The organism is Ruminococcus sp. SR1/5, from assembly GCF_000209835.1.
Lineage (GTDB): Bacteria > Bacillota > Clostridia > Lachnospirales > Lachnospiraceae > Blautia_A > Blautia_A fusiformis.
Genome location: NC_021014.1, coordinates 3,381,848 through 3,400,902, shown reverse-complemented (window position 1 = coordinate 3,400,902; position 19,055 = coordinate 3,381,848). Strand labels below are relative to the sequence as shown.

Sequence of the window (19,055 nt, the reverse complement as noted above, 5' to 3'; positions counted from 1 at the left end):
AAAAGGGCTTCCTATTGAAGGGGGCGATTTCCTGTAAATTCAAATCGTTTTCCACATGTAAGATCATTCCGGGGAAGACGGTCAAATAAAATGAAAATACAGATGAGGAGAAAATAAAATGTTATTTTTTGTAAACGATTACTGCGAGGGAGCGCATCCGGCGATCCTCCAGAAGCTTCTGGAAACCAATATGGAGAAGCTTTCTGGCTATGGCACAGACAAATACTGTGATTCTGCAAAGGAGAAGATCCGTAAAGCCTGTGGCTGCCCGGATGCAGATGTGTTTTTCCTGGTGGGAGGAACTCAGACCAATGCCACGATCATAGGTTCTGTCCTGAACCGTTATGAAGGTGTTCTTGCGGCGCAGACCGGACACGTAAGCTGTCATGAGGCCGGAGCAATCGAGTATACAGGACATAAGGTACTGACACTTCCGGCAGAAAACGGAAAGATCAAAGCAGAAAGTATCACAGATTATGTGGAAACTTTTTATGGTGATGAAAGTCACGACCATATGGTATTTCCGGGAATGGTTTATATTTCCCATCCGACAGAGTACGGAACACTTTATACGAAGAAAGAGCTGGAGGAAATTTCCGAGGTATGCCATAAATACGAACTTCCGCTGTTTTTGGACGGAGCAAGACTTGGCTACGGTCTGGTAAGTCCGGAAGCAGATGTGACACTTGAGGATATCGCCAGATGTACAGATGTGTTCTACATCGGCGGAACCAAGGTAGGAGCACTCTGCGGTGAGGCAGTGGTCTTTACGAAAAAAGCTCCGAAGCACTTTATGACTATGGTGAAGCAGCAGGGAGCCCTTCTGGCAAAAGGCCGTCTTCTGGGAATCCAGTTTGACACACTGTTTACCGATGATCTGTATACAAGAATCAGCAAAAATGCTATTGAAACAGCTATGAAGCTGAAAAGAGCCCTTCAGGAAAAAGGATATCAGCTTTTTCTGGATTCTCCCACGAACCAGCAGTTTGTAGTTTTGGAAAATAAAAAGAAAGAAGAACTGGGCAAAGAAGTTCAGTTTGATTTCTGGGAAAAATATGATAAAGATCATACAGTGATCCGTTTTGCCACAAGCTGGGGAACAAAAATGGAAGATATTGACGCGCTGATCGAGTTGCTGTAGGGCTGTCGGCAGACGATAAAAGAGATGAGATGGAAAAACTCCGTGAGGTCCGGGTGAATGCAGACCTCACGGAGTTTTTGTTTTCGAAAATTATAACTTCTTACCCTTCTCAGCAGCTGCGGTAAGCGCTTCGAATACGGCACTGCGGAAGCCGCTCTTTTCCAGGGTGCGGACACCTTCAATGGTAGTTCCTGCCGGTGAGCAGACCATGTCTTTCAGGTCTCCCGGGTGTCTGCCGGTTTCCAGAACCATTTTTGCGCTGCCGAGAACAGTCTGGGAAGCAAATTTATAAGCCTGCTTACGAGGCATTCCCTGGCTGACAGCGGCATCTGCCATGGCTTCGATAAACATAAACACATAAGCCGGTGAACAGCCGCCTACAGCGCCTGCGGCGTCCATCAGACGCTCCGGTACCACTTCGGTACAGCCAAAGCTGTCTGTGATCTTAAGGATTTCTGCCAGTTCGTCTTCCGAAACCCGGTCATTGGTACATACAGCAGTCATTCCGGCCCCAACCTGTGCAGGAGTATTAGGCATAAAACGGACAACTTTCAGAGGAAGACCGGCTTTTTCTTCCAGCCATGCAAGAGTCTTGCCGGGAGCGATTCCGATGATGGTGTGCTCTGTCGTGAGACTGTCGTGGACCTCTGTGAGAACTTCCTCATAAAACTGCGGCTTTACTGCAAGAACGACAGTTTTTGCAGATCTGACTATTTCATTGTTATCCAGAGTGGTGACAACACCAAGAGTTTTTTCACTGCGCGCTCTGCCTTCGTCTGTAAGGTTGGAAACAATGATCTCGTCCTTTGAAAAGATCCCCTGACGGAGAATACCGCCGATCATGGCAGAGGCCATATTTCCACATCCGATAAATCCAATCTTCATAAACAAAAATCCTCCTTGAAATTTATAAAAAAGGACACGCCTGACTGCGTGCCCTCTTTGGCAATGAAAGCAGATAACGGGAATCGAACCCGCCTCCTCAGCTTGGGAAGCTGATGTTCTACCGATGAACTATATCTGCCTGCATTACTAATTATACCACCTGAAATAAGAAATACAAGTGCGATTTCAGATTCGGTCAGCTATTAATCTGCCAGCCCTGGCTCATGGTACTGTTATGATATCTGGTGGAATAAGTTACATCTTCTCCGAACCAGTCCGGCGCAGTGTAGGCATTGGCGGCTTCCTCTGTAGGAAATTCCACCTCAGCCAGAAGAACTCCCTCGTATTCTCCGTGGAACACATCCAGTTCAATAAAAAGTCCGTTTTTTCCGGAATCACATAGCGGTCCTTGGTAATGAGGATACCGTCTGCTTTAGGCTTCAGATGCTCATAGGCTTCAGCGGTGAGCGGAAGATTATATTCTTCACGGCTCATGAGACCCTTGGATTTGTAAGTAAGAAAATAGTCATCATCCTGCCGGCGGATGCGGACGACAGGGGAAGTGCAAAGATACCCCTGCTCGATCCTGTGGCAGGGATAAGAAGCCAGATCCTGCGGAAGGTCATCCTTCCGGATCAGAAATTTACGTTCGATCTCCATATAAAAACCTCCGGATTTGTGAAATGAAAAGATATTATGTTCAGTCTACAGGAAAAAACAGGATTTGCAATGGCATATTTGTTGAAATTTCTTGACATTTTCAGATGGAAAAAGCATTATGGAAGGGAATGGGGAATACAGAAAATATTTATGGATTTTATAAAAGAAAGGATGAACAGGATCATGAGTAAAGTATATATTTTTTTCGCAGATGGTTTTGAAGATATTGAAGGACTGACCGTGGTAGATCTGATGAGAAGAGCCGGGATCGACATCCAGACAGTATCTATCAAAGAGACAAAAGAGATCAGAACCTCTCATGGGATCGATCTTCTTACAGACCGTACCTTTGGAGAATGTGATTTTTCCGATGCGGATATGCTTGTAATTCCGGGAGGAATGCCGGGAACAAAATATCTGGAGGAATATAAACCGCTGACTGAGCTTCTGACAGATTTCTATCAGAATGGCGGCAAGGTAGCAGCTATCTGTGCGGCACCAGGTATATTCGAGAGACTTGGATTCCTGAAAGGCAGAAATGCTACATCGTACCCATCTGTTATGGAACAGCTTAAAAGTGCCAGAACATCTCTGGAGCCTGTAGTGGTAGATGGAAATGTAACTACCAGCAGAGGCCTTGGAACAGCCATCGATTTCAGCCTTTCCCTGATCGGACAGCTGGAGGGAAGCGCAAAGGCAGAAGAGATCGCTGAATCGGTGGTGTATGTAAGAGCATGAAAAAAGAGATGAAACAGGTCCTGTGGGTAGTGGCGCTTTTTGTTATACTGATGACAGCCACAGGAAATTTGGTGTCAGCTGCCGGCTTTGACTGGTCGGATGATACATTCGGGAATGCTTGCAAAAAAGTGTATTCCGTATCTTTCAGGTCAGGTGGAGGAGCCTCCTCTGCTATATATAAAAAATTGGAAAAGAAACAGAAATATGGTTCCATGATCACGATTCCCAAAGTGCCGCAGGTCCCAGCAGGATATCAGGCAGAAGGATGGTCTCTGAAAAAAGGAGGAGCGGAGGCAGGATATAAGCCGGGAAAAAATATTTTGTAAAAAGAAATGTAACGTTTTATGCAGTGATAAAAAGAAGAACAATCCCAAACTGATCCTGCACAGGAATGACGGAGATATCTACAAGATCATCCAGGCTCCAAGCGGAAAACTGAAACTACCGGTGATGGCCAATGAAGAGAATTATACATTCCTTGGATGGTCTACCAGGGCAGGTCAGAAGACCGCACCAAGGTATGAAGCCGGACAGGTGATCACAGTCAGTGGGACCATGCATCTCTATGCGGTGAGATTCTGGCGGTATCAGGAACCGAATCTGGTCAGGAACAGCTTTCATTATCCTGAGAATTACGAAAGGATCATCTTTGTGGGAGATTCCAGGACATATGGTCTTCAGAAGGTATTGTACGAACAGTTTGGAAAGGAGTATGTGGACATCCATGTCAGCTTTGTATGCTGTTCTAATACGGAACTGGGCTGGCTGAAGTCAACGGGCGCACAGGCTCTTTTGAAAGAAATAGAAAAATATCGTAAAAATGAAAAATACGCAAAGATCGCAGTGGTGTTTAATCATGGTATCAATGATCTCAGAGATATTAACGGAAAACAGGATCTGAATGATAGACTCTCACAGTACGTGTCTTATATGAAAAAGCTGGGAACAAAGCTTTCCATGAAAAACTGCAGTCTGTATTATATGTCTGTGAATCCGATCAATGGAGGGGAAAAGGGAAGTACCAAGAATCGTAAATGTGAGGATGTCCGGACTTTTAACAGCGGTCTTGCCGGTGAGCTTGGAAGTCAGTACCACTATATTGATGTTTACAGTTATCTGATGCGGACCGGATATGGTACTGTATCCAATACGGGAGACGGTACAGACGATGGTGTTCATTATACGCCTAAAACTTATAAAAGGATTTTTACATTTTGTCTTAACAACATAAGAAAGACAGAAAATTACTTTAACATTGAGGACGTGGGCAGCTGAGAAATGCCCTGTGGGGGCATATGGAAAACTGAAAAAATACTGGCGTTTTTACAGTGGTTATGCTATACTACAGAAATGACTGTAAATATATAATGCGAGTGTTAACTATTTTATATAAGGTATTTACTCGATATGATTAAGGAGGAACAAGAAACATGAGTTTACAGGTGGAGAAAATGGAGAAAAACATGGCGAAACTTACAATCGAGGTTTCCGCCGAGGATCTTGACAAAGCAATGCAGAATGCATATCAGAAAGCAAAAGGCAGAATTTCTATTCCGGGATTCCGTAAAGGAAAAGCTCCAAGAAAAATGATCGAGCAGATGTACGGAAAGGGAGTATTCCTTGAGGACGCTGCAAACGCTCTGATCCCTGAGCATTACAGCAAAGCACTTGCTGAGTGTGATCTTGAGATCGTTTCCCAGCCTAAGATCGATGTAACACAGGTTGAGCCTGGCAAACCATTTATCTTTACAGCAGAAGTAGCTACTAAACCAGAGGTAACTCTTGGTGACTATAAAGGACTTGAGGTTCCGAAGTCTGAGACAGAGGTAACAGACGAGGAAGTTGAGGCTGAGCTTAAGAAAGAGCAGGAGAAAAACTCCAGAACCATCACAGTTGAGGATCGTGCAGCACAGAACGGCGATACAGCAACTATCGATTTCGAGGGCTTCGTAGACGGTGAGGCATTCGAGGGCGGTAAAGGAACAGACTATCCGCTGACACTTGGTTCCAACACCTTCATCCCGGGATTCGAGGAGCAGCTTGTTGGTGCTAACACAGGTGATCACGTAGAAGTTAAGGTTACATTCCCGGAGGAGTATCAGGCAAAAGAGCTGGCTGGCAAAGAAGCTGTATTCCAGTGCGACGTTAAGAAGATCGAAGCAAAAGAGCTTCCGGAGCTTGACGATGACTTCGCTAAGGATGTATCTGAGTTTGATACACTTGCTGAGTACAAGGAAGACGTTAAGAAGAACCTGACAGAGAAGAAAGCAGAAGATGCACGTCGTGCAAAAGAAGATGCAGCAGTAGATAAAGTGATCGAGAATGCACAGATGGATATTCCGGAGGCAATGATCGAGACACAGACACGTCAGATGCTTGACGATTTCGCAAGAAGAATGCAGTCCCAGGGTCTTTCCATGGAGCAGTACTTCCAGTTCACAGGCCAGAGCGTTGACAAGATGATGGAAGACATGAAGCCACAGGCTCTTAAGAGAATCCAGACAAGACTTGTTCTTGAGAAGATCGCTGAGGTAGAGAACATCCAGCCAACAGAGGAAGAGGTTAACGAAGAGATCTCCAAGATGGCAGAGATGTACAAGATGGAAGCAGACAAATTAAAAGATCTCATCGGTGAGAACGAGATGGAGCAGATGAAGAAAGATATGGCTGTTCAGAAAGCTGTTACATTAGTTGCCGATGCAGCTGTAGAGGCGTAATAAACCTCGGAAATGGAGGGCAAAATGAGTTTAGTACCTTACGTCATTGAGCAGACCAGCAGAGGAGAAAGAAGTTATGATATCTATTCAAGACTTCTTAAGGACCGAATCATTTTCCTTGGAGAAGAGGTAAACGATGTCAGTGCGAACCTGATCGTTGCGCAGCTTCTCTTCCTGGAAGCAGAAGATCCTTCCAAGGATATCCAGCTTTATATTAACAGCCCGGGTGGTTCTGTAACTGCCGGAATGGCAATTTATGATACAATGCAGTATATTAAGTGCGATGTATCTACGATCTGTCTTGGAATGGCAGCCAGCATGGGAGCTTTCCTCCTGTCCTCCGGTGCCAAAGGCAAGAGATATGCACTGCCGAATTCGACGATCATGATCCATCAGCCATCAGGCGGTGCACAGGGGCAGGCTACAGAGATCCAGATCGTAGCTGACCAGATCGCAAAAACCAAAAAGAAGCTGAACGAGATTCTTTCTGCGAATACCGGACAGCCTCTTGAGATTGTGGAAAAAGATACTGACCGTGACAACTATATGACAGCGGAAGAAGCTAAGGCATACGGCCTGATCGACGGTGTTGTGATCCACAAATAATGCGTAAGAAAAGACTCCTGTAAAGACACAGGAGTCTTATCTTGCTTTAAAAAGGAATTTTAAATGTCTGCGAGAGACGGACATTTACGCTTAGAAAGGAAACAAAAAGATATGGCAGATAAAGTAAAAGAAGGAAAGGTAAGATGCTCCTTTTGCCATAAGACTGAAGATCAGGTACGCAAGCTGATCGCAGGTCCGGATGGAGCATATATTTGTGATGAATGTATCGGGATTTGCTCCGAGATCATGGAAGAAGAATTCAGTATGTATGATCATGAGGCAGATTATGAAACAGGGATCAACCTTCTGAAACCGGAAGAGATCCACAGTATCCTGGATGAGTATGTGATCGGACAGGATGATGCCAAGAAGGCACTTTCCGTAGCTGTTTACAATCATTACAAGAGGATTCTTGCTTCAAGAAACCTGGACGTGGAGCTGCAGAAGAGTAATATCCTGATGCTTGGTCCGACCGGTTCCGGTAAGACACTTCTTGCACAGACACTGGCAAGACTGCTGAATGTTCCTTTTGCCATCGCAGATGCCACTACTCTCACAGAGGCAGGTTATGTTGGCGAGGATGTTGAGAACATTCTTCTGAAGATCATTCAGGCAGCCGATTACGATATTGAGCGTGCCCAGTACGGAATCATCTATATCGATGAGATCGATAAGATTACAAGAAAATCCGAGAATACCTCCATCACCAGAGATGTGTCCGGTGAGGGCGTACAGCAGGCACTTCTGAAAATTCTGGAAGGAACCGTTGCAAGCGTACCTCCTCAGGGAGGAAGAAAGCATCCTCATCAGGAATTTATCCAGATCGATACTACAAACATCCTGTTCATTTGCGGTGGTGCTTTTGACGGACTGGAGAAGATCATCGAGGCAAGACAGGATACCAAATCCATTGGTTTCGGAGCAGAGGTTTCCGAGAAGGAAGACCGCAATGTGGGCGAAGTTCTGAAGGAGGTTATGCCGGAGGACTTTATTAAATTCGGTCTGATCCCGGAGTTTATCGGACGAGTTCCGGTCGTGGTAACCTTGGATTCTCTGGATGAGGAAGCACTGATCCGTATTCTGAAGGAGCCTAAGAATTCCCTCACAAAACAGTACGACAAGCTTTTTGAGCTGGATGGCGTGCAGCTTGAGTTCCAGGATGAAGCACTTGAGACAGTTGCCCGGAAATCTCTTGAGAGAAAAACAGGTGCCAGAGGACTTCGTGCCATCATGGAGCATACCCTGATGGATCTGATGTACAAGACACCATCGGACGACACCATCCGTAAGTGTATCGTCACAAAAGAGGCAGTGGAGGGAACCGGAGAGCCGGAGATCATCCACGGGGAGGCCAAGGCTCCTGCAAAAAAAGCAGGACACAAAACATCCCGTTCGAGAAAGAAAGGCAAGCCGGAAACAGCTTGATGAAGGGAATGACATAAATGACAAATCAGGTCAATATATTGCCAATGATCGCTCTCCGTGGGACTACAGTCCTTCCGGATATGATCGTACACTTTGATGTGAGCAGGGAGAAATCCATCCGTGCCGTGGAAGCAGCCATGCTCCATGACCAGAAGATCTTTCTGCTGACACAGAAGGATCCTGAGGTGGAAATACCGGAACTTACGGATCTGTATCAGGTAGGAACCGTCGCTTATATCAAGCAGGTGGTGAAGCTTCCGCAGGATCTTTACCGGGTTCTGGTAGAGGGACTGGACAGGGCAGAGGTTCTGGGCCTGGAGCAGGAGGAACCATATCTGAAGGCGGAATGCGAGATCGTTACGGCACAGGAAGAGGATTACCCGGAACCGGTAAAGGACGCCATGCTTCGCAGCATCCGGGAGCTTTTTCAGAGATATTGCAGAGAAAGCGGAAAAGTAAGCAAGGATCTGGTAACCCAGATCATGAACATCGAAGATGTGCAGGAAACCATCGACCAGATCGCAGTAAATCTTCCGATGGCGTATCAGAACAAGCAGAAGCTTCTGGAAGCAGTGTCTTTGAATGACCGTTATGAGATCCTTGGAGCGCTTCTTGGCAGCGAGATCGAGGTGATCCATATCACTAAAGATCTTCAGCGCAAGGTGAAATCCCATATCGACAAGAATCAGAGAGAGTATATCCTCCGGGAACAGCTGAAAACCATCCGTGAGGAGCTGGGTGAGGAGAATACTGCTGATGATATCGATGAATTTAAAAAACAGCTGAAGGAGCTGGATGCATCTGATGAAGTAAAAGAGAAGATTTCCAAGGAGATCAGCCGTTTTAAAGGAATGGCAGCCAGTGCTGCAGAGGCAACGGTGCAGAGAGGCTATCTGGAAACCGTTCTTGCACTTCCGTGGAATAAGAAATCCGAGGATTCCGAGGATCTTGAGAACGCATGGAAGGTTTTGGAAGAGGGTCATTACGGACTGAAAGAGGTCAAAGAGCGTATCATGGAATTCCTTGCTGTACGTAAGCTGACCCACAAGGGAAAGAGTCCGATCCTCTGTCTGGTGGGACCTCCGGGAACCGGAAAAACTTCCATTGCACGTTCTGTGGCAGAGGCCATGAACAAGAAATACGTCCGTATCTGTCTTGGAGGTGTCCGTGATGAGGCAGAGATCCGTGGCCACAGAAAGACTTACGTCGGTGCCATGCCAGGAAGGATCACAGTCGCACTGAAGGAAGCCGGAGTCAGCAACCCGCTGATGCTTCTTGATGAGATCGACAAGACCAGCAGCGATTATAAAGGAGATACCTCCGCAGCACTTCTGGAGGTTCTGGATCCGGAGCAGAACAGTAAGTTCAATGATCACTATGTGGAGATTCCCCAGGATCTTTCCGAGGTACTGTTTATTGCCACTGCAAATGATGTTCAGGGAATCCCGAGACCTCTTCTTGACCGTATGGAGCTGATGGAAATTCCGGGATATACGGAAAATGAGAAGGAACATATCGCAAGGGAACATCTGATCCCGAAGCAGATGGAGATCAACGGTATTCCGGAAGGCAAGCTGGTAATCCAGCCGGCAGCTCTTGGCAAGCTGATCAACAACTATACCAAGGAAGCAGGAGTCCGTTCTCTGGAGAGAAGCATCGGACGTATCTGCAGAAAAACTGCACGTGCTATCATGGAAGAGGGTAAGGATAAGGTAGTTGTCACATCCAGAAATATTTCCAGATTCCTTGGCAAAGAACGATATAACTATCTGATGGCCAATGAGAAGGATGAGATCGGGATCGCCCGCGGTCTTGCATGGACACAGGTAGGCGGTGATACCCTGCAGATCGAAGTCAATATCATGCCCGGAAAAGGCGAGCTGCTTCTTACCGGACAGCTTGGAGATGTGATGAAGGAATCTGCACAGGCAGGTATCAGTTATATCCGTTCGGTTTCTGACCAATATGAGATCGATCCGGAATTTTTCCAGAAGCATGATATGCATGTACATATTCCGGAGGGTGCTGTTCCGAAGGATGGCCCGTCTGCCGGTATTACAATGGCAACTGCCATGCTGTCTGCAATTATCGAAAAACCGGTACGTGCGGATCTTGCCATGACCGGTGAGATCACCTTAAGAGGCCGTGTGCTTCCGATCGGCGGACTGAAAGAGAAGCTGCTTGCAGCTAAATATGCCAGGATCAAGGAAGTCCTTGTTCCGGAAAAAAATCGTCCGGACATCGAGGAGATGGACAGAGAGATCATCCAGGGACTGGATATCCGGTTTGTGGATAACATGAAAGAAGTTCTCGGTGAAGCTCTTGTATAAACAAAAAACAGAAAAACCCTGCCCTGACCTTCAGGACAGGGCTTTTAAAAGAAAAGGGAGGAATAACGAATGGTAATCAAAAACGTATCGCTGGATATCGTCTGCGGCATCACAAGCAAGATCCCGGACACAGGAAGGCCGGAGGTAGCTTTTGCGGGAAAATCAAATGTAGGGAAATCCTCCCTGATCAATGGTCTGATGAACCGCAAGGCCCTGGCAAGAACCAGCGCACAGCCGGGAAAAACACAGACGATCAATTTTTATAACATTAATGAGGCAATGTATCTCGTAGACCTGCCGGGCTACGGCTACGCCAAGGTTTCTGCAGCAGAGAAGGAAAAATGGGGAAAAATGATCGAGGGCTATCTTCATAATTCCAAAGAGCTCCGTGCGGTTTTTCTCCTGGTGGATATCCGCCACAAGCCTTCCGCCAATGACAAGCAGATGTATGACTGGATCTGTCACAACGGATATGAGCCGGTGATCATCGCGACCAAGCTTGACAAGCTGAAACGCAGCCAGGTGGCAAAAAGCTTGAAGGAGATCCGCATCGGACTGGGCCTTCCGAAAGAGGGAAAGATCCTTCCGTTTTCTGCGGAGACGAAGCAGGGAAGAGACGAGATATGGGCACTGATCGATGAGTTGACCGGCCTTGGTGAACCGGCAGCTACAGAGGATTAAGGAGAGCAGAAAAGATGGGAATTATCAAGGCGCTTAAGCTGGGATTTGACTATCAGAGATACGATGATGACGGCAATGTGGTAGACATGCAGCGTGCAGTCAATGATGTGAACCTGGACATTAAAGCAGGAGAATTTGTGGCAGTTCTGGGACATAACGGATCTGGAAAATCCACACTGGCGAAGCATATGAATGCGCTTCTGATCCCAACAGAGGGAACGATGCTGGTGGACGGGATCGATACCGCCAGAGAGACCAAACTCTGGAAGGTACGCCAGAAGGCAGGAATGGTATTTCAGAATCCGGATAACCAGATCATAGGAACCGTTGTGGAAGAGGATGTAGGCTTTGGTCCGGAAAATATGGGAGTTCCTACAGATGATATCTGGAAACGGGTGAATGACAGCCTGGAAAAAGTCGGTATGACAGCCTATCGTTATCAGTCCCCAAACAAGCTTTCCGGAGGGCAGAAGCAGAGAGTGGCTATTGCAGGCGTGATGGCTATGCGCCCGCGGTGCATCATTCTGGATGAGCCTACCGCCATGCTGGATCCTAACGGAAGAAAGGAAGTCCTGGAGGCAGTGCGGGAGCTGAACCGTAAGGAAAAGGTAACAGTCATTCTGATCACCCATTACATGGAGGAAGTGATCCATGCTGACCGTGTTTATGTCATGGACAGCGGAAATGTTGTGATGCAGGGAAATCCCAAAGAGATTTTTTCCCAGGTGGATACCCTTAAGGCGTATGGACTGGATGTACCACAGGTAACACTTCTTGCATATGAACTGAAGAAATCCGGCGTGGATGTTCCGGATGGAATACTGACTACAGAGGAGCTGGTGAGCGCATTATGTCAATCGAATTAAAAAATGTAACCTATACCTACAGCCCCGGGACAGCCTATGAGAGCCATGCGCTGAAGGATGTCAGCCTTGTGATCCCGGACGGCCAGTTTATCGGGATCATCGGACACACAGGAAGCGGAAAATCCACGCTGATCCAGCATCTGAATGCGCTGGTACAGCCAACATCCGGCCAGGTTCTGTATAACGGAGAAGATGTGTGGGCTGAGAAATATGACCGGAAACAGCTCCGCAGCGAGGTTGGTCTGGTGTTCCAGTACCCGGAGCATCAGCTGTTTGAAAATGATGTGATCTCGGATGTATGCTTCGGACCTATGAATCAGGGACTTTCCAGGGAAGAAGCAGAGAAAGAAGCGAAGCAGGCTCTGACTCAGGTTGGAGTAAAAGAGTCCAATTTCAAGAAATCACCCTTTGAGCTTTCCGGAGGCCAGAAAAAAAGGGTAGCTATTGCAGGGGTTCTTGCCATGAACCCGAAGATCCTGATCCTGGACGAGCCCACAGCAGGGCTTGACCCGAAGGGCAGGGATGATATCCTGGATCAGATCGCAGAGCTTCATAAGGTGCGAGGGATAACCATTGTTCTGGTTTCCCACAGCATGGAGGATATTGCGAAATATGTGGAGCGCCTCATTGTTATGAATCACGGAGAAGCTGTATTTGATGATGAGCCAAAGAAGGTTTTTTCCCATTATAAGGAACTGGAAACCATGGGACTTGCCGCACCGCAGATTACTTATATCATGCATGCGCTGAAGGAACATGGGCTGCATGTGGATGCAGATGCCACAACGGTGGAGGAAGCCAGAGATAGTATCCTTGCCGCACTTGCGCAGGCGAACTCTCCATTACTGAACAAAGGAGGGGCGGAAAAATGATCAGAGATATTACCATTGGCCAGTATTATCCGGCCAAATCCGTTCTTCACAGACTGGACCCACGGACCAAATTTCTGGGAACTCTGGGATTTCTGATCTCTGTGTTCCTGTTCCATACATTTCTCGGATATGCGGTGGCAACAGCATTTCTGGTAGCCATGATCGCAATATCCAAGGTTCCGGTGAAATTCATGTTCAAGGGTCTGAAAGCCATCGTTATGATCCTTCTGATCACGGTTGTGTTCAATATCATCCTGACGCCTGGCGAAGTGCTGTGGCGTTTCGGGATCATCAAGGTCACAAGGGAAGGCCTTGTTCTTGCAGGAAGAATGGCGATCCGTCTTGTTTACCTTGTGATCGGATCTTCCATCATGACATTGACTACCACGCCGAATCAGCTGACAGATGGTCTGGAGAGACTGCTCCGTCCGCTGAACAAGATCCGGGTGCCGGTACATGAGATCGCCATGATGATGTCCATTGCCCTTCGTTTTATCCCGATCCTTCTGGAGGAGACGGATAAGATCATGAAGGCACAGATCGCCAGAGGTGCAGATTTCGAAAACGGAAACCTGATCCAGAAGGCAAAAAATATGGTACCCCTTCTTGTGCCGCTGTTTATTTCGGCGTTCCGCCGCGCCAATGATCTGGCAATGGCCATGGAAGCAAGGTGTTACCATGGTGGAGAGCACAGAACTCAAATGAAGCCGCTGCATTATGAAAAAAGAGATTATGCGGCCTATGGGATCCTTGTGGCATATCTTGCGGTGGGTGTTGCATTCCGTGTGGCGGGACTGTAGCCAAATCCTGCCGGTACTCAGACATGGAACGGTCCGAAGCGTTGCATTTTGCACAGCGGAACTGTAACCGGATCAGGCAGGCATTTTGCAGGACGGTATGTCTGTTTTGGGATAGAAAGTACTGCAGGGATGTCTGTATCAGGAGGGAATATATTTTATGAAACGAGTAGGACTTGTTGTAGCTTATGATGGAACCAAGTACTCAGGCTGGCAGACACAGCCAAATGGAATCACCATTCAGGGCGTTTTAAACGATACCTTAAGTGAGCTGCTTGGGGAAAAAATCGAGACCATCGGTGCCAGCCGTACAGATGCAGGAGTGCACGCTCTTGGAAATGTGGCGGTGTTTGATACCGAATCCAGGATCCCCGGGGAAAAATTTTCCTATGCACTGAACCAGAGACTTCCGGAGGATATCCGTATCCAGCTTTCTGAAGAGGTGGAGCCGGATTTTCATCCCCGTTATTGTGACAGTGAAAAAACATATGAATATCGTATCCTGAACCGGAAGTTTCCGGTGCCAACGGAGCGTTTGTACTCTTATTTTTACCATTATAAACTGGATGTGGATAAGATGAAGGAAGCAACATCTTATCTGATCGGACGCCATGATTTTGCCAGCTTCTGCGGCTCCGGCGCACAGGTGAAGACCACCATCCGTACCGTGACCTCTATGGACGTGTGGAGAGATGGTGACATGGTGACCATTCGCATTTCAGGAACAGGTTTCCTTTACAATATGGTGCGTATCATTTCCGGAACCCTGATCGAGATCGGAAACGGGCAGTATCCGCCGGAACGCATGGACAAGATCCTGAAAGCCTGTGACCGCGGGGCAGCAGGCCCCACAGCTCCGGCTCAGGGGTTGACGCTGATGGGAATCGAGTTTTTCTGAAAACAGGAATTTTGTTGAAAATTACAAGAAAAAACAGTTGACAGGCAAGGTGCCTTATAATATAATAACTCAATGTGACGTAGTGCGAAGATGCTTGAGCCAATAGCCCCGGCGACGGCATTTTATCAGCGGTTTCGGACATTTCCGCGATTTATTTTGCACCCGCGTTTCCATTTACTTTTTTCGCGGAAGTACCGCGGTTTGAGAAACATTATCGTTGATAAATAACAGGAGGTAGGACCATGCAGACTTATATGGCTAATCCGGATAAAATCGAAAGAAAATGGTATGTAGTTGACGCAGAGGGTTGCACTCTGGGACGTCTGGCATCCGGTGTTGCAAGTGTTTTAAGAGGAAAGAACAAACCTCAGTTTACACCGCACGTTGACACAGGAGATTATGTAATCGTTGTAAACGCTGATAAGATCAAAGTTACAGGCAAGAAGCTTGAGCAGAAGATTTATTATAACCACTCCGACTATGTTGGTGGAATGAAAGAAACCACATTAAAAGAAATGTTAGTAAAGAAACCTGAGAAGGTTATCGAGCTCGCAGTTAAGGGAATGCTTCCGAAAGGACCTCTTGGAAGAGCTATGAACAAGAAACTTTTCGTATACGCAGGACCAGAGCACAAACATGAGGCTCAGAAGCCTGAAGTTTTAACATTTTAATAGGAGGTAGAAAACATTGGCTAGCGCAAAATTCTACGGAACAGGAAGAAGAAAGAAATCAATCGCAAGAGTTTACCTGGTACCTGGAACAGGTAAAGTCACTATCAATAAAAGAGACATCGATGAGTACTTCGGACTTGAGACTCTGAAGGTTATCGTTCGTCAGCCACTGGCTTTAACAGAGACAGAGGGTAAATTCGACGTGATCGTTAATGTTCACGGCGGTGGATACACAGGACAGGCTGGAGCAATCCGTCATGGTCTTTCCAGAGCACTCCTTGAGGCAGACAAAGACTACAGACCAGCTCTTAAAGCTGCTGGATTCCTTACACGTGATCCACGTATGAAAGAGCGTAAGAAATACGGTCTCAAAGCAGCTCGTCGCGCTCCGCAGTTCAGCAAGCGATAATTCCAATCGAATACAGAAAACTATTAAAACCTCGGAAAGCCTTGATTTTCCGGGGTTTTTATATCTGAAATTTCTAAAATTTTCTAAAAAAGGGGTCGTTTTTGAAGTGTAGCACACGTAGCGCACAAAACACCTTAAAAAATATATTGAGTATATTGCAAAGAAAAATTGCGTATGATATAATGCCAGTAGGCAAAAGAAATAATAAGTCCATGAGGACAAAAAGAATGAAGCCCCCAGTACCGCGAATACTGAGGGCTTCTTCTTATTTTTTATAGTGGACAAGAAACCACTAGGTCAGTGCTGTCCTTACTTGTCGCCGTCTAACCATTTGATGATGTAGTGGCAGGCTACACCAGCCATGCAGGAGACAAAGAAAGAAATAATAAATTCCATGAGGTTCACCTCCTCCCGTTGCCGGGTTTCGGTTGGACAACAATAGTATTATAGCATAGAACAATACGGACGGGAAGCAAATATATTTGCCCTTTATGGCAGTGTATTTGCAGGAACGGTGTAGCGCCGAAAAAATTGAAAGCAATGTATGAGACACTTTAATAGATATTTGATCAGACAAGGACTCTGATCGGACGAATGGGAGGTATGCTTCATGCCGTTACAGATTATCAGAAACGATATTACAAAAATGCGCGTTGACGCAATCGTCAATGCTGCCAACACTTCTCTTTTGGGCGGCGGTGGTGTGGACGGCTGCATTCATCGTGCCGCCGGACCGGAACTGCTTGCAGAATGCAGTACGCTGCATGGCTGCGAGACTGGCAGCGCAAAAATCACAAAGGGATATCGCCTGCCCTGCAAATATGTGATTCATGCAGTCGGCCCGCGCTGGCGAGATGGCAAGCATCAGGAACAACAGCTTCTGGAATCCTGTTATCGGACATCTTTGAACCTGGCAAAAGAAAATGGCTGTCAGTCGGTGGCCTTTCCGCTGATTTCCTCCGGCATCTACGGCTATCCAAAAGACCAGGCTCTGAAGGTTGCAGTCGATACCATCAGTGCATTCTTGCTGGAAAATGAGATGATGGTCTACATCGTTATCTTTGATAAGAAGGCATATCAGATTAGCGGAAAACTGTTTGTTGATATCGCGGCGTACATAGATGACCGATATGTGGAGGAACATACCGACAGTCGAGTAGAACAGAGACGGCGGCTTGAAGCGTTGTCAGAGGAATCCTGCTTTGAAGTTGCATCTGCCCCGCTGCCGTCCGAAGCAATCTGTAAATCTTGCAGCAGTCAATCTCTGGAGGAGGCACTGGGGCAGATTGATGAGAGTTTTTCAGAAATGCTGCTGCGGAAGATTGACGAAAGCGGCATGACGGATGTCCAGTGTTACAAGAAGGCAAACATTGACCGGAAGCTCTTTTCCAAAATTCGCTCTGATAAATTCTATAGGCCATCCAAACCAACAGTGCTGGCATTTGCTCTTGCTTTGGAACTGCCGCTTGCCCAGATGCAGGAGATGCTCGGTAAGGCAGGGTTTACCCTTTCCCATTCGAGCAAATTCGATATCATTGTAGAATATTTTGTCGAACGGGGAAACTACAATGTGTATGAAATTAACGAGGCATTGTTTGCTTTTGACCAGAGCCTGATCGGGGCATAAGGACAAAGAAATGTCGTTTTCTATGCGACCACTTCACAAAAGAAAATCGCTATATTATGGCTGTAAGGTACGAAACCGAGTAGCCATAATCTTTTGGGAGGACAAGCATATGAGAAAAAATTTAACAGAGATCGTTTTTATCTTAGACCGCAGCGGTTCCATGAGCGGATTGGAACGGGATACCATCGGCGGATTCAATTCCATGATTGAGCAGCAGAAAAAAGCAGAGGGCGAAGCACTGATCTCAACGGTTCTGTTTGACAATGTGAGCGAAGTCCTGCACGACCGTGTAAATGTAAAGGATATCCGACCGATGACTGACCGTGACTACATGGTTCGCGGATGCACAGCACTCTTAGATGCCATCGGCGGTGCGATTCATCACATTGGAAATGTTCATAAGTACGCACGACCGGAAGATGTCCCAGAGCACACCATGTTCGTAATCACTACGGACGGAATGGAAAATGCCAGCCGCCGGTACAACAGCGAAAAAGTGAAGCAGATGATCGAGCGGCAGAAAGCGAAATACGGTTGGGAGTTTTTGTTCCTTGGTGCCAATATTGACGCAGTAGAGACTGCAAGCCAGTTCGGAATCGGTGCAGATCGTGCAGTCAACTATCAGTGCGATAGTGAAGGAACCGCGTTGAATTATGAGGTGGTCAGCGAAGCAATCAGCTCTGTCCGGTGCAGTGCCCCGCTGAGCGCAGACTGGAAAAAGCGTATAGACGAGGACTACAAAAAGCGTGAAGGCCGCAAGCACAAGTAAATACTTTTTGAAGCCGGGGTGATGATTCACTCCGGCGTTTTCTTTGGCAGGAATGCCGTTAAAGCATCCGAAACGGCACAAGACGTCCGGTGGACGTCTGCTTTGCGCGGACCGGAGTGGAACGGAGACGCAGTAGCCCGATGCCGCAGACAGCGTTCACCCGTGTAGATGCTCCGGATCCGGATGCCGATGAGCAGACAAATATCGTTTATCTAAATAAGGGTAAGACTGAAAAATGGCTTCCTGCTGCAGAAGTGCACGGTGAAGGTGTCTTTATTGAGTTTAATAGGGATAGTATTGATGCGTGGTTGAGAGATCCAGAACTGGGAGCACTTTCTCAGAAATATGCGCAGTGTTATAAGGAATTCTGTGAATCTAAAGAATGGATTGTTACCACATTACGAGATGCAAGGTATGTTTTGATGCATACATTTGCACATTTGTTGATTAAGCAGATGTCAATGTCCTCGGGGTATTCTTCATCTGCTATTCGTGAGCGTATTTATTTTGGGGATGATATGTCTGGTGTGTTGCTCTATACCGGAAGTGCCGATAAAGAAGGCTCACTTGGTGGACTTATAGAATTGGGAAATATTGATCAGCTTATTGTTTTAATGAAAGACGCTTTCCAAGAAGCACTGGTTTGCACAAATGATCCGGAATGCTGTTCAGTAAAGATTCTCTGATTGCATCCTCTGGATAATCTCTTCTGTCAGTTCGATCCAGATTTGAAAAGGTTGCATTTCCTTTCTTTTTCTTTCTTTCTTTCTCATTATAAACAAGAAAGAAAGGTCAAGGGGTGTAGAAACAAGCATTTTGTCGACCTGCAACAATTACAAGCCTCGTTGGAAAAGCAATGGGGTGTTTTTAACCGGTTTTTGGTGGATTCGTTTTGAGAGCAACCTTGAAATCAAATTTTGTTGCTTCGGCAATGAGCTGTTCTATCATAGAAATCTCTCTGTT

20 protein-coding genes and 1 tRNA gene are annotated in these 19,055 nt (G+C 46.6%); 18 read left to right on the top strand and 3 right to left on the bottom strand.

The window, feature by feature from the left end; all coding sequences use genetic code 11:
* Positions 1-118 precede the first annotated feature (118 nt).
* The gene (locus CK1_RS17015) at positions 119-1,141 is read left to right on the top strand and encodes a threonine aldolase family protein (protein ID WP_015527372.1); all 1,023 of its coding nucleotides are present in this window, start codon (positions 119-121) and stop codon (positions 1,139-1,141) included.
* 90 nt (positions 1,142-1,231) lie between these two features.
* On the opposite strand, the gene proC is transcribed toward CK1_RS17015, so the two are convergent.
* The 3 genes from proC to CK1_RS17000 all read right to left on the bottom strand — a co-directional run bounded on the left by proC (position 1,232) and on the right by CK1_RS17000 (position 2,686).
* Positions 1,232-2,026, bottom strand: coding sequence for a pyrroline-5-carboxylate reductase (proC, locus tag CK1_RS17010; protein ID WP_015527371.1), 795 nt, complete (start codon positions 2,024-2,026; stop codon positions 1,232-1,234).
* Positions 2,027-2,094: 68 nt separating this feature from the next.
* A tRNA-Gly gene (locus CK1_RS17005) sits at positions 2,095-2,165 on the bottom strand.
* Between the two features lie 116 nt (positions 2,166-2,281).
* Positions 2,282-2,686 carry a CYTH domain-containing protein gene (locus CK1_RS17000; RefSeq protein ID WP_015527370.1) on the bottom strand — a complete coding sequence of 135 codons (405 nt, stop codon included), beginning with the start codon at positions 2,684-2,686 and terminating at the stop codon, positions 2,282-2,284.
* A gap of 183 nt (positions 2,687-2,869) precedes the next feature.
* Between CK1_RS17000 and CK1_RS16995 the strand changes: the two genes are divergently transcribed.
* From CK1_RS16995 to CK1_RS16915, 17 genes are all read left to right on the top strand, one after another.
* On the top strand, positions 2,870-3,424 hold the full coding sequence (locus CK1_RS16995; protein WP_044960892.1) for a DJ-1 family glyoxalase III: 555 nt from the start codon (positions 2,870-2,872) through the stop codon (positions 3,422-3,424).
* A complete protein-coding gene (locus CK1_RS16990; protein WP_015527368.1) occupies positions 3,421-3,750 on the top strand; it encodes a hypothetical protein in 330 nt (109 codons plus the stop codon). The genes CK1_RS16995 and CK1_RS16990 overlap by 4 nt, the downstream gene beginning before the upstream one ends.
* Positions 3,751-3,874: 124 nt before the next feature.
* The gene (locus CK1_RS16985; protein WP_015527367.1) at positions 3,875-4,699 is read left to right on the top strand and encodes an SGNH/GDSL hydrolase family protein; all 825 of its coding nucleotides are present in this window, start codon (positions 3,875-3,877) and stop codon (positions 4,697-4,699) included.
* Positions 4,700-4,854: 155 nt separating this feature from the next.
* Positions 4,855-6,141 (top strand): trigger factor, encoded by a 1,287-nt coding sequence (gene tig, locus CK1_RS16980; protein ID WP_015527366.1) that lies wholly within the window; start codon positions 4,855-4,857, stop codon positions 6,139-6,141.
* A 24-nt stretch (positions 6,142-6,165) separates the two neighbouring features.
* Positions 6,166-6,747 carry an ATP-dependent Clp endopeptidase proteolytic subunit ClpP gene (clpP, locus tag CK1_RS16975; protein ID WP_015527365.1) on the top strand — a complete coding sequence of 194 codons (582 nt, stop codon included), beginning with the start codon at positions 6,166-6,168 and terminating at the stop codon, positions 6,745-6,747.
* A gap of 111 nt (positions 6,748-6,858) precedes the next feature.
* Positions 6,859-8,172, top strand: coding sequence for an ATP-dependent Clp protease ATP-binding subunit ClpX (clpX, locus tag CK1_RS16970; RefSeq protein WP_015527364.1), 1,314 nt, complete (start codon positions 6,859-6,861; stop codon positions 8,170-8,172).
* 17 nt (positions 8,173-8,189) lie between these two features.
* The gene (lon, locus tag CK1_RS16965; RefSeq protein WP_015527363.1) at positions 8,190-10,502 is read left to right on the top strand and encodes an endopeptidase La; all 2,313 of its coding nucleotides are present in this window, start codon (positions 8,190-8,192) and stop codon (positions 10,500-10,502) included.
* Positions 10,503-10,571: 69 nt separating this feature from the next.
* Positions 10,572-11,183, top strand: a complete 612-nt coding sequence (gene yihA / locus CK1_RS16960) for a ribosome biogenesis GTP-binding protein YihA/YsxC (RefSeq protein ID WP_015527362.1) — start codon at positions 10,572-10,574, stop codon at positions 11,181-11,183.
* A 14-nt stretch (positions 11,184-11,197) separates the two neighbouring features.
* Positions 11,198-12,049 carry an energy-coupling factor transporter ATPase gene (locus CK1_RS16955; RefSeq protein WP_015527361.1) on the top strand — a complete coding sequence of 284 codons (852 nt, stop codon included), beginning with the start codon at positions 11,198-11,200 and terminating at the stop codon, positions 12,047-12,049.
* Positions 12,034-12,921: an energy-coupling factor transporter ATPase gene (locus CK1_RS16950; protein WP_015527360.1), complete on the top strand. Its 888-nt coding sequence runs from the start codon at positions 12,034-12,036 to the stop codon at positions 12,919-12,921. Before CK1_RS16955 ends, CK1_RS16950 begins: the two co-directional genes overlap by 16 nt.
* Positions 12,918-13,721: an energy-coupling factor transporter transmembrane component T family protein gene (locus tag CK1_RS16945; RefSeq protein WP_015527359.1), complete on the top strand. Its 804-nt coding sequence runs from the start codon at positions 12,918-12,920 to the stop codon at positions 13,719-13,721. The genes CK1_RS16950 and CK1_RS16945 overlap by 4 nt, the downstream gene beginning before the upstream one ends.
* Positions 13,722-13,878: 157 nt before the next feature.
* Positions 13,879-14,616 carry a tRNA pseudouridine(38-40) synthase TruA gene (truA, locus tag CK1_RS16940; RefSeq protein WP_015527358.1) on the top strand — a complete coding sequence of 246 codons (738 nt, stop codon included), beginning with the start codon at positions 13,879-13,881 and terminating at the stop codon, positions 14,614-14,616.
* A 242-nt stretch (positions 14,617-14,858) separates the two neighbouring features.
* Positions 14,859-15,287, top strand: coding sequence for a 50S ribosomal protein L13 (gene rplM, locus CK1_RS16935; RefSeq protein WP_015527357.1), 429 nt, complete (start codon positions 14,859-14,861; stop codon positions 15,285-15,287).
* A gap of 16 nt (positions 15,288-15,303) precedes the next feature.
* A complete protein-coding gene (gene rpsI, locus CK1_RS16930) occupies positions 15,304-15,696 on the top strand; it encodes a 30S ribosomal protein S9 (protein WP_110104046.1) in 393 nt (130 codons plus the stop codon).
* A gap of 610 nt (positions 15,697-16,306) precedes the next feature.
* Positions 16,307-17,323 (top strand): O-acetyl-ADP-ribose deacetylase, encoded by a 1,017-nt coding sequence (locus CK1_RS16925; RefSeq protein ID WP_015527355.1) that lies wholly within the window; start codon positions 16,307-16,309, stop codon positions 17,321-17,323.
* A gap of 109 nt (positions 17,324-17,432) precedes the next feature.
* Positions 17,433-18,092, top strand: a complete 660-nt coding sequence (locus tag CK1_RS16920) for a vWA domain-containing protein (protein WP_015527354.1) — start codon at positions 17,433-17,435, stop codon at positions 18,090-18,092.
* A gap of 140 nt (positions 18,093-18,232) precedes the next feature.
* Entirely contained in the window at positions 18,233-18,778 is a 546-nt protein-coding gene (locus CK1_RS16915; protein WP_015527353.1) for a Zn-binding domain-containing protein, read from the top strand.
* The last annotated feature ends 277 nt before the right edge of the window (positions 18,779-19,055 follow it).

Bases quoted from the DNA above. Each gene is read 5' to 3' on its own strand.
- CK1_RS17015 (WP_015527372.1), top strand. From the start codon at position 119: ATGTTATTTTTTGTAAACGATTACTGCGAGGGAGCGCATCCGGCGATC.
- CK1_RS16915 (WP_015527353.1), top strand. From the start codon at position 18,233: ATGCCGCAGACAGCGTTCACCCGTGTAGATGCTCCGGATCCGGATGCC.
- CK1_RS16985 (WP_015527367.1), top strand. From the start codon at position 3,875: ATGGCCAATGAAGAGAATTATACATTCCTTGGATGGTCTACCAGGGCA.
- clpX (WP_015527364.1), top strand. From the start codon at position 6,859: ATGGCAGATAAAGTAAAAGAAGGAAAGGTAAGATGCTCCTTTTGCCAT.
- proC (WP_015527371.1), bottom strand. From the start codon at position 2,026: ATGAAGATTGGATTTATCGGATGTGGAAATATGGCCTCTGCCATGATC.
- CK1_RS16925 (WP_015527355.1), top strand. From the start codon at position 16,307: ATGCCGTTACAGATTATCAGAAACGATATTACAAAAATGCGCGTTGAC.
- lon (WP_015527363.1), top strand. From the start codon at position 8,190: ATGACAAATCAGGTCAATATATTGCCAATGATCGCTCTCCGTGGGACT.
- CK1_RS16945 (WP_015527359.1), top strand. From the start codon at position 12,918: ATGATCAGAGATATTACCATTGGCCAGTATTATCCGGCCAAATCCGTT.
- truA (WP_015527358.1), top strand. From the start codon at position 13,879: ATGAAACGAGTAGGACTTGTTGTAGCTTATGATGGAACCAAGTACTCA.
- CK1_RS16990 (WP_015527368.1), top strand. From the start codon at position 3,421: ATGAAAAAAGAGATGAAACAGGTCCTGTGGGTAGTGGCGCTTTTTGTT.
- CK1_RS16955 (WP_015527361.1), top strand. From the start codon at position 11,198: ATGGGAATTATCAAGGCGCTTAAGCTGGGATTTGACTATCAGAGATAC.
- CK1_RS16920 (WP_015527354.1), top strand. From the start codon at position 17,433: ATGAGAAAAAATTTAACAGAGATCGTTTTTATCTTAGACCGCAGCGGT.
- rplM (WP_015527357.1), top strand. From the start codon at position 14,859: ATGCAGACTTATATGGCTAATCCGGATAAAATCGAAAGAAAATGGTAT.
- CK1_RS16950 (WP_015527360.1), top strand. From the start codon at position 12,034: ATGTCAATCGAATTAAAAAATGTAACCTATACCTACAGCCCCGGGACA.
- tig (WP_015527366.1), top strand. From the start codon at position 4,855: ATGAGTTTACAGGTGGAGAAAATGGAGAAAAACATGGCGAAACTTACA.
- CK1_RS16995 (WP_044960892.1), top strand. From the start codon at position 2,870: ATGAGTAAAGTATATATTTTTTTCGCAGATGGTTTTGAAGATATTGAA.
- CK1_RS17000 (WP_015527370.1), bottom strand. From the start codon at position 2,686: ATGGAGATCGAACGTAAATTTCTGATCCGGAAGGATGACCTTCCGCAG.
- clpP (WP_015527365.1), top strand. From the start codon at position 6,166: ATGAGTTTAGTACCTTACGTCATTGAGCAGACCAGCAGAGGAGAAAGA.
- yihA (WP_015527362.1), top strand. From the start codon at position 10,572: ATGGTAATCAAAAACGTATCGCTGGATATCGTCTGCGGCATCACAAGC.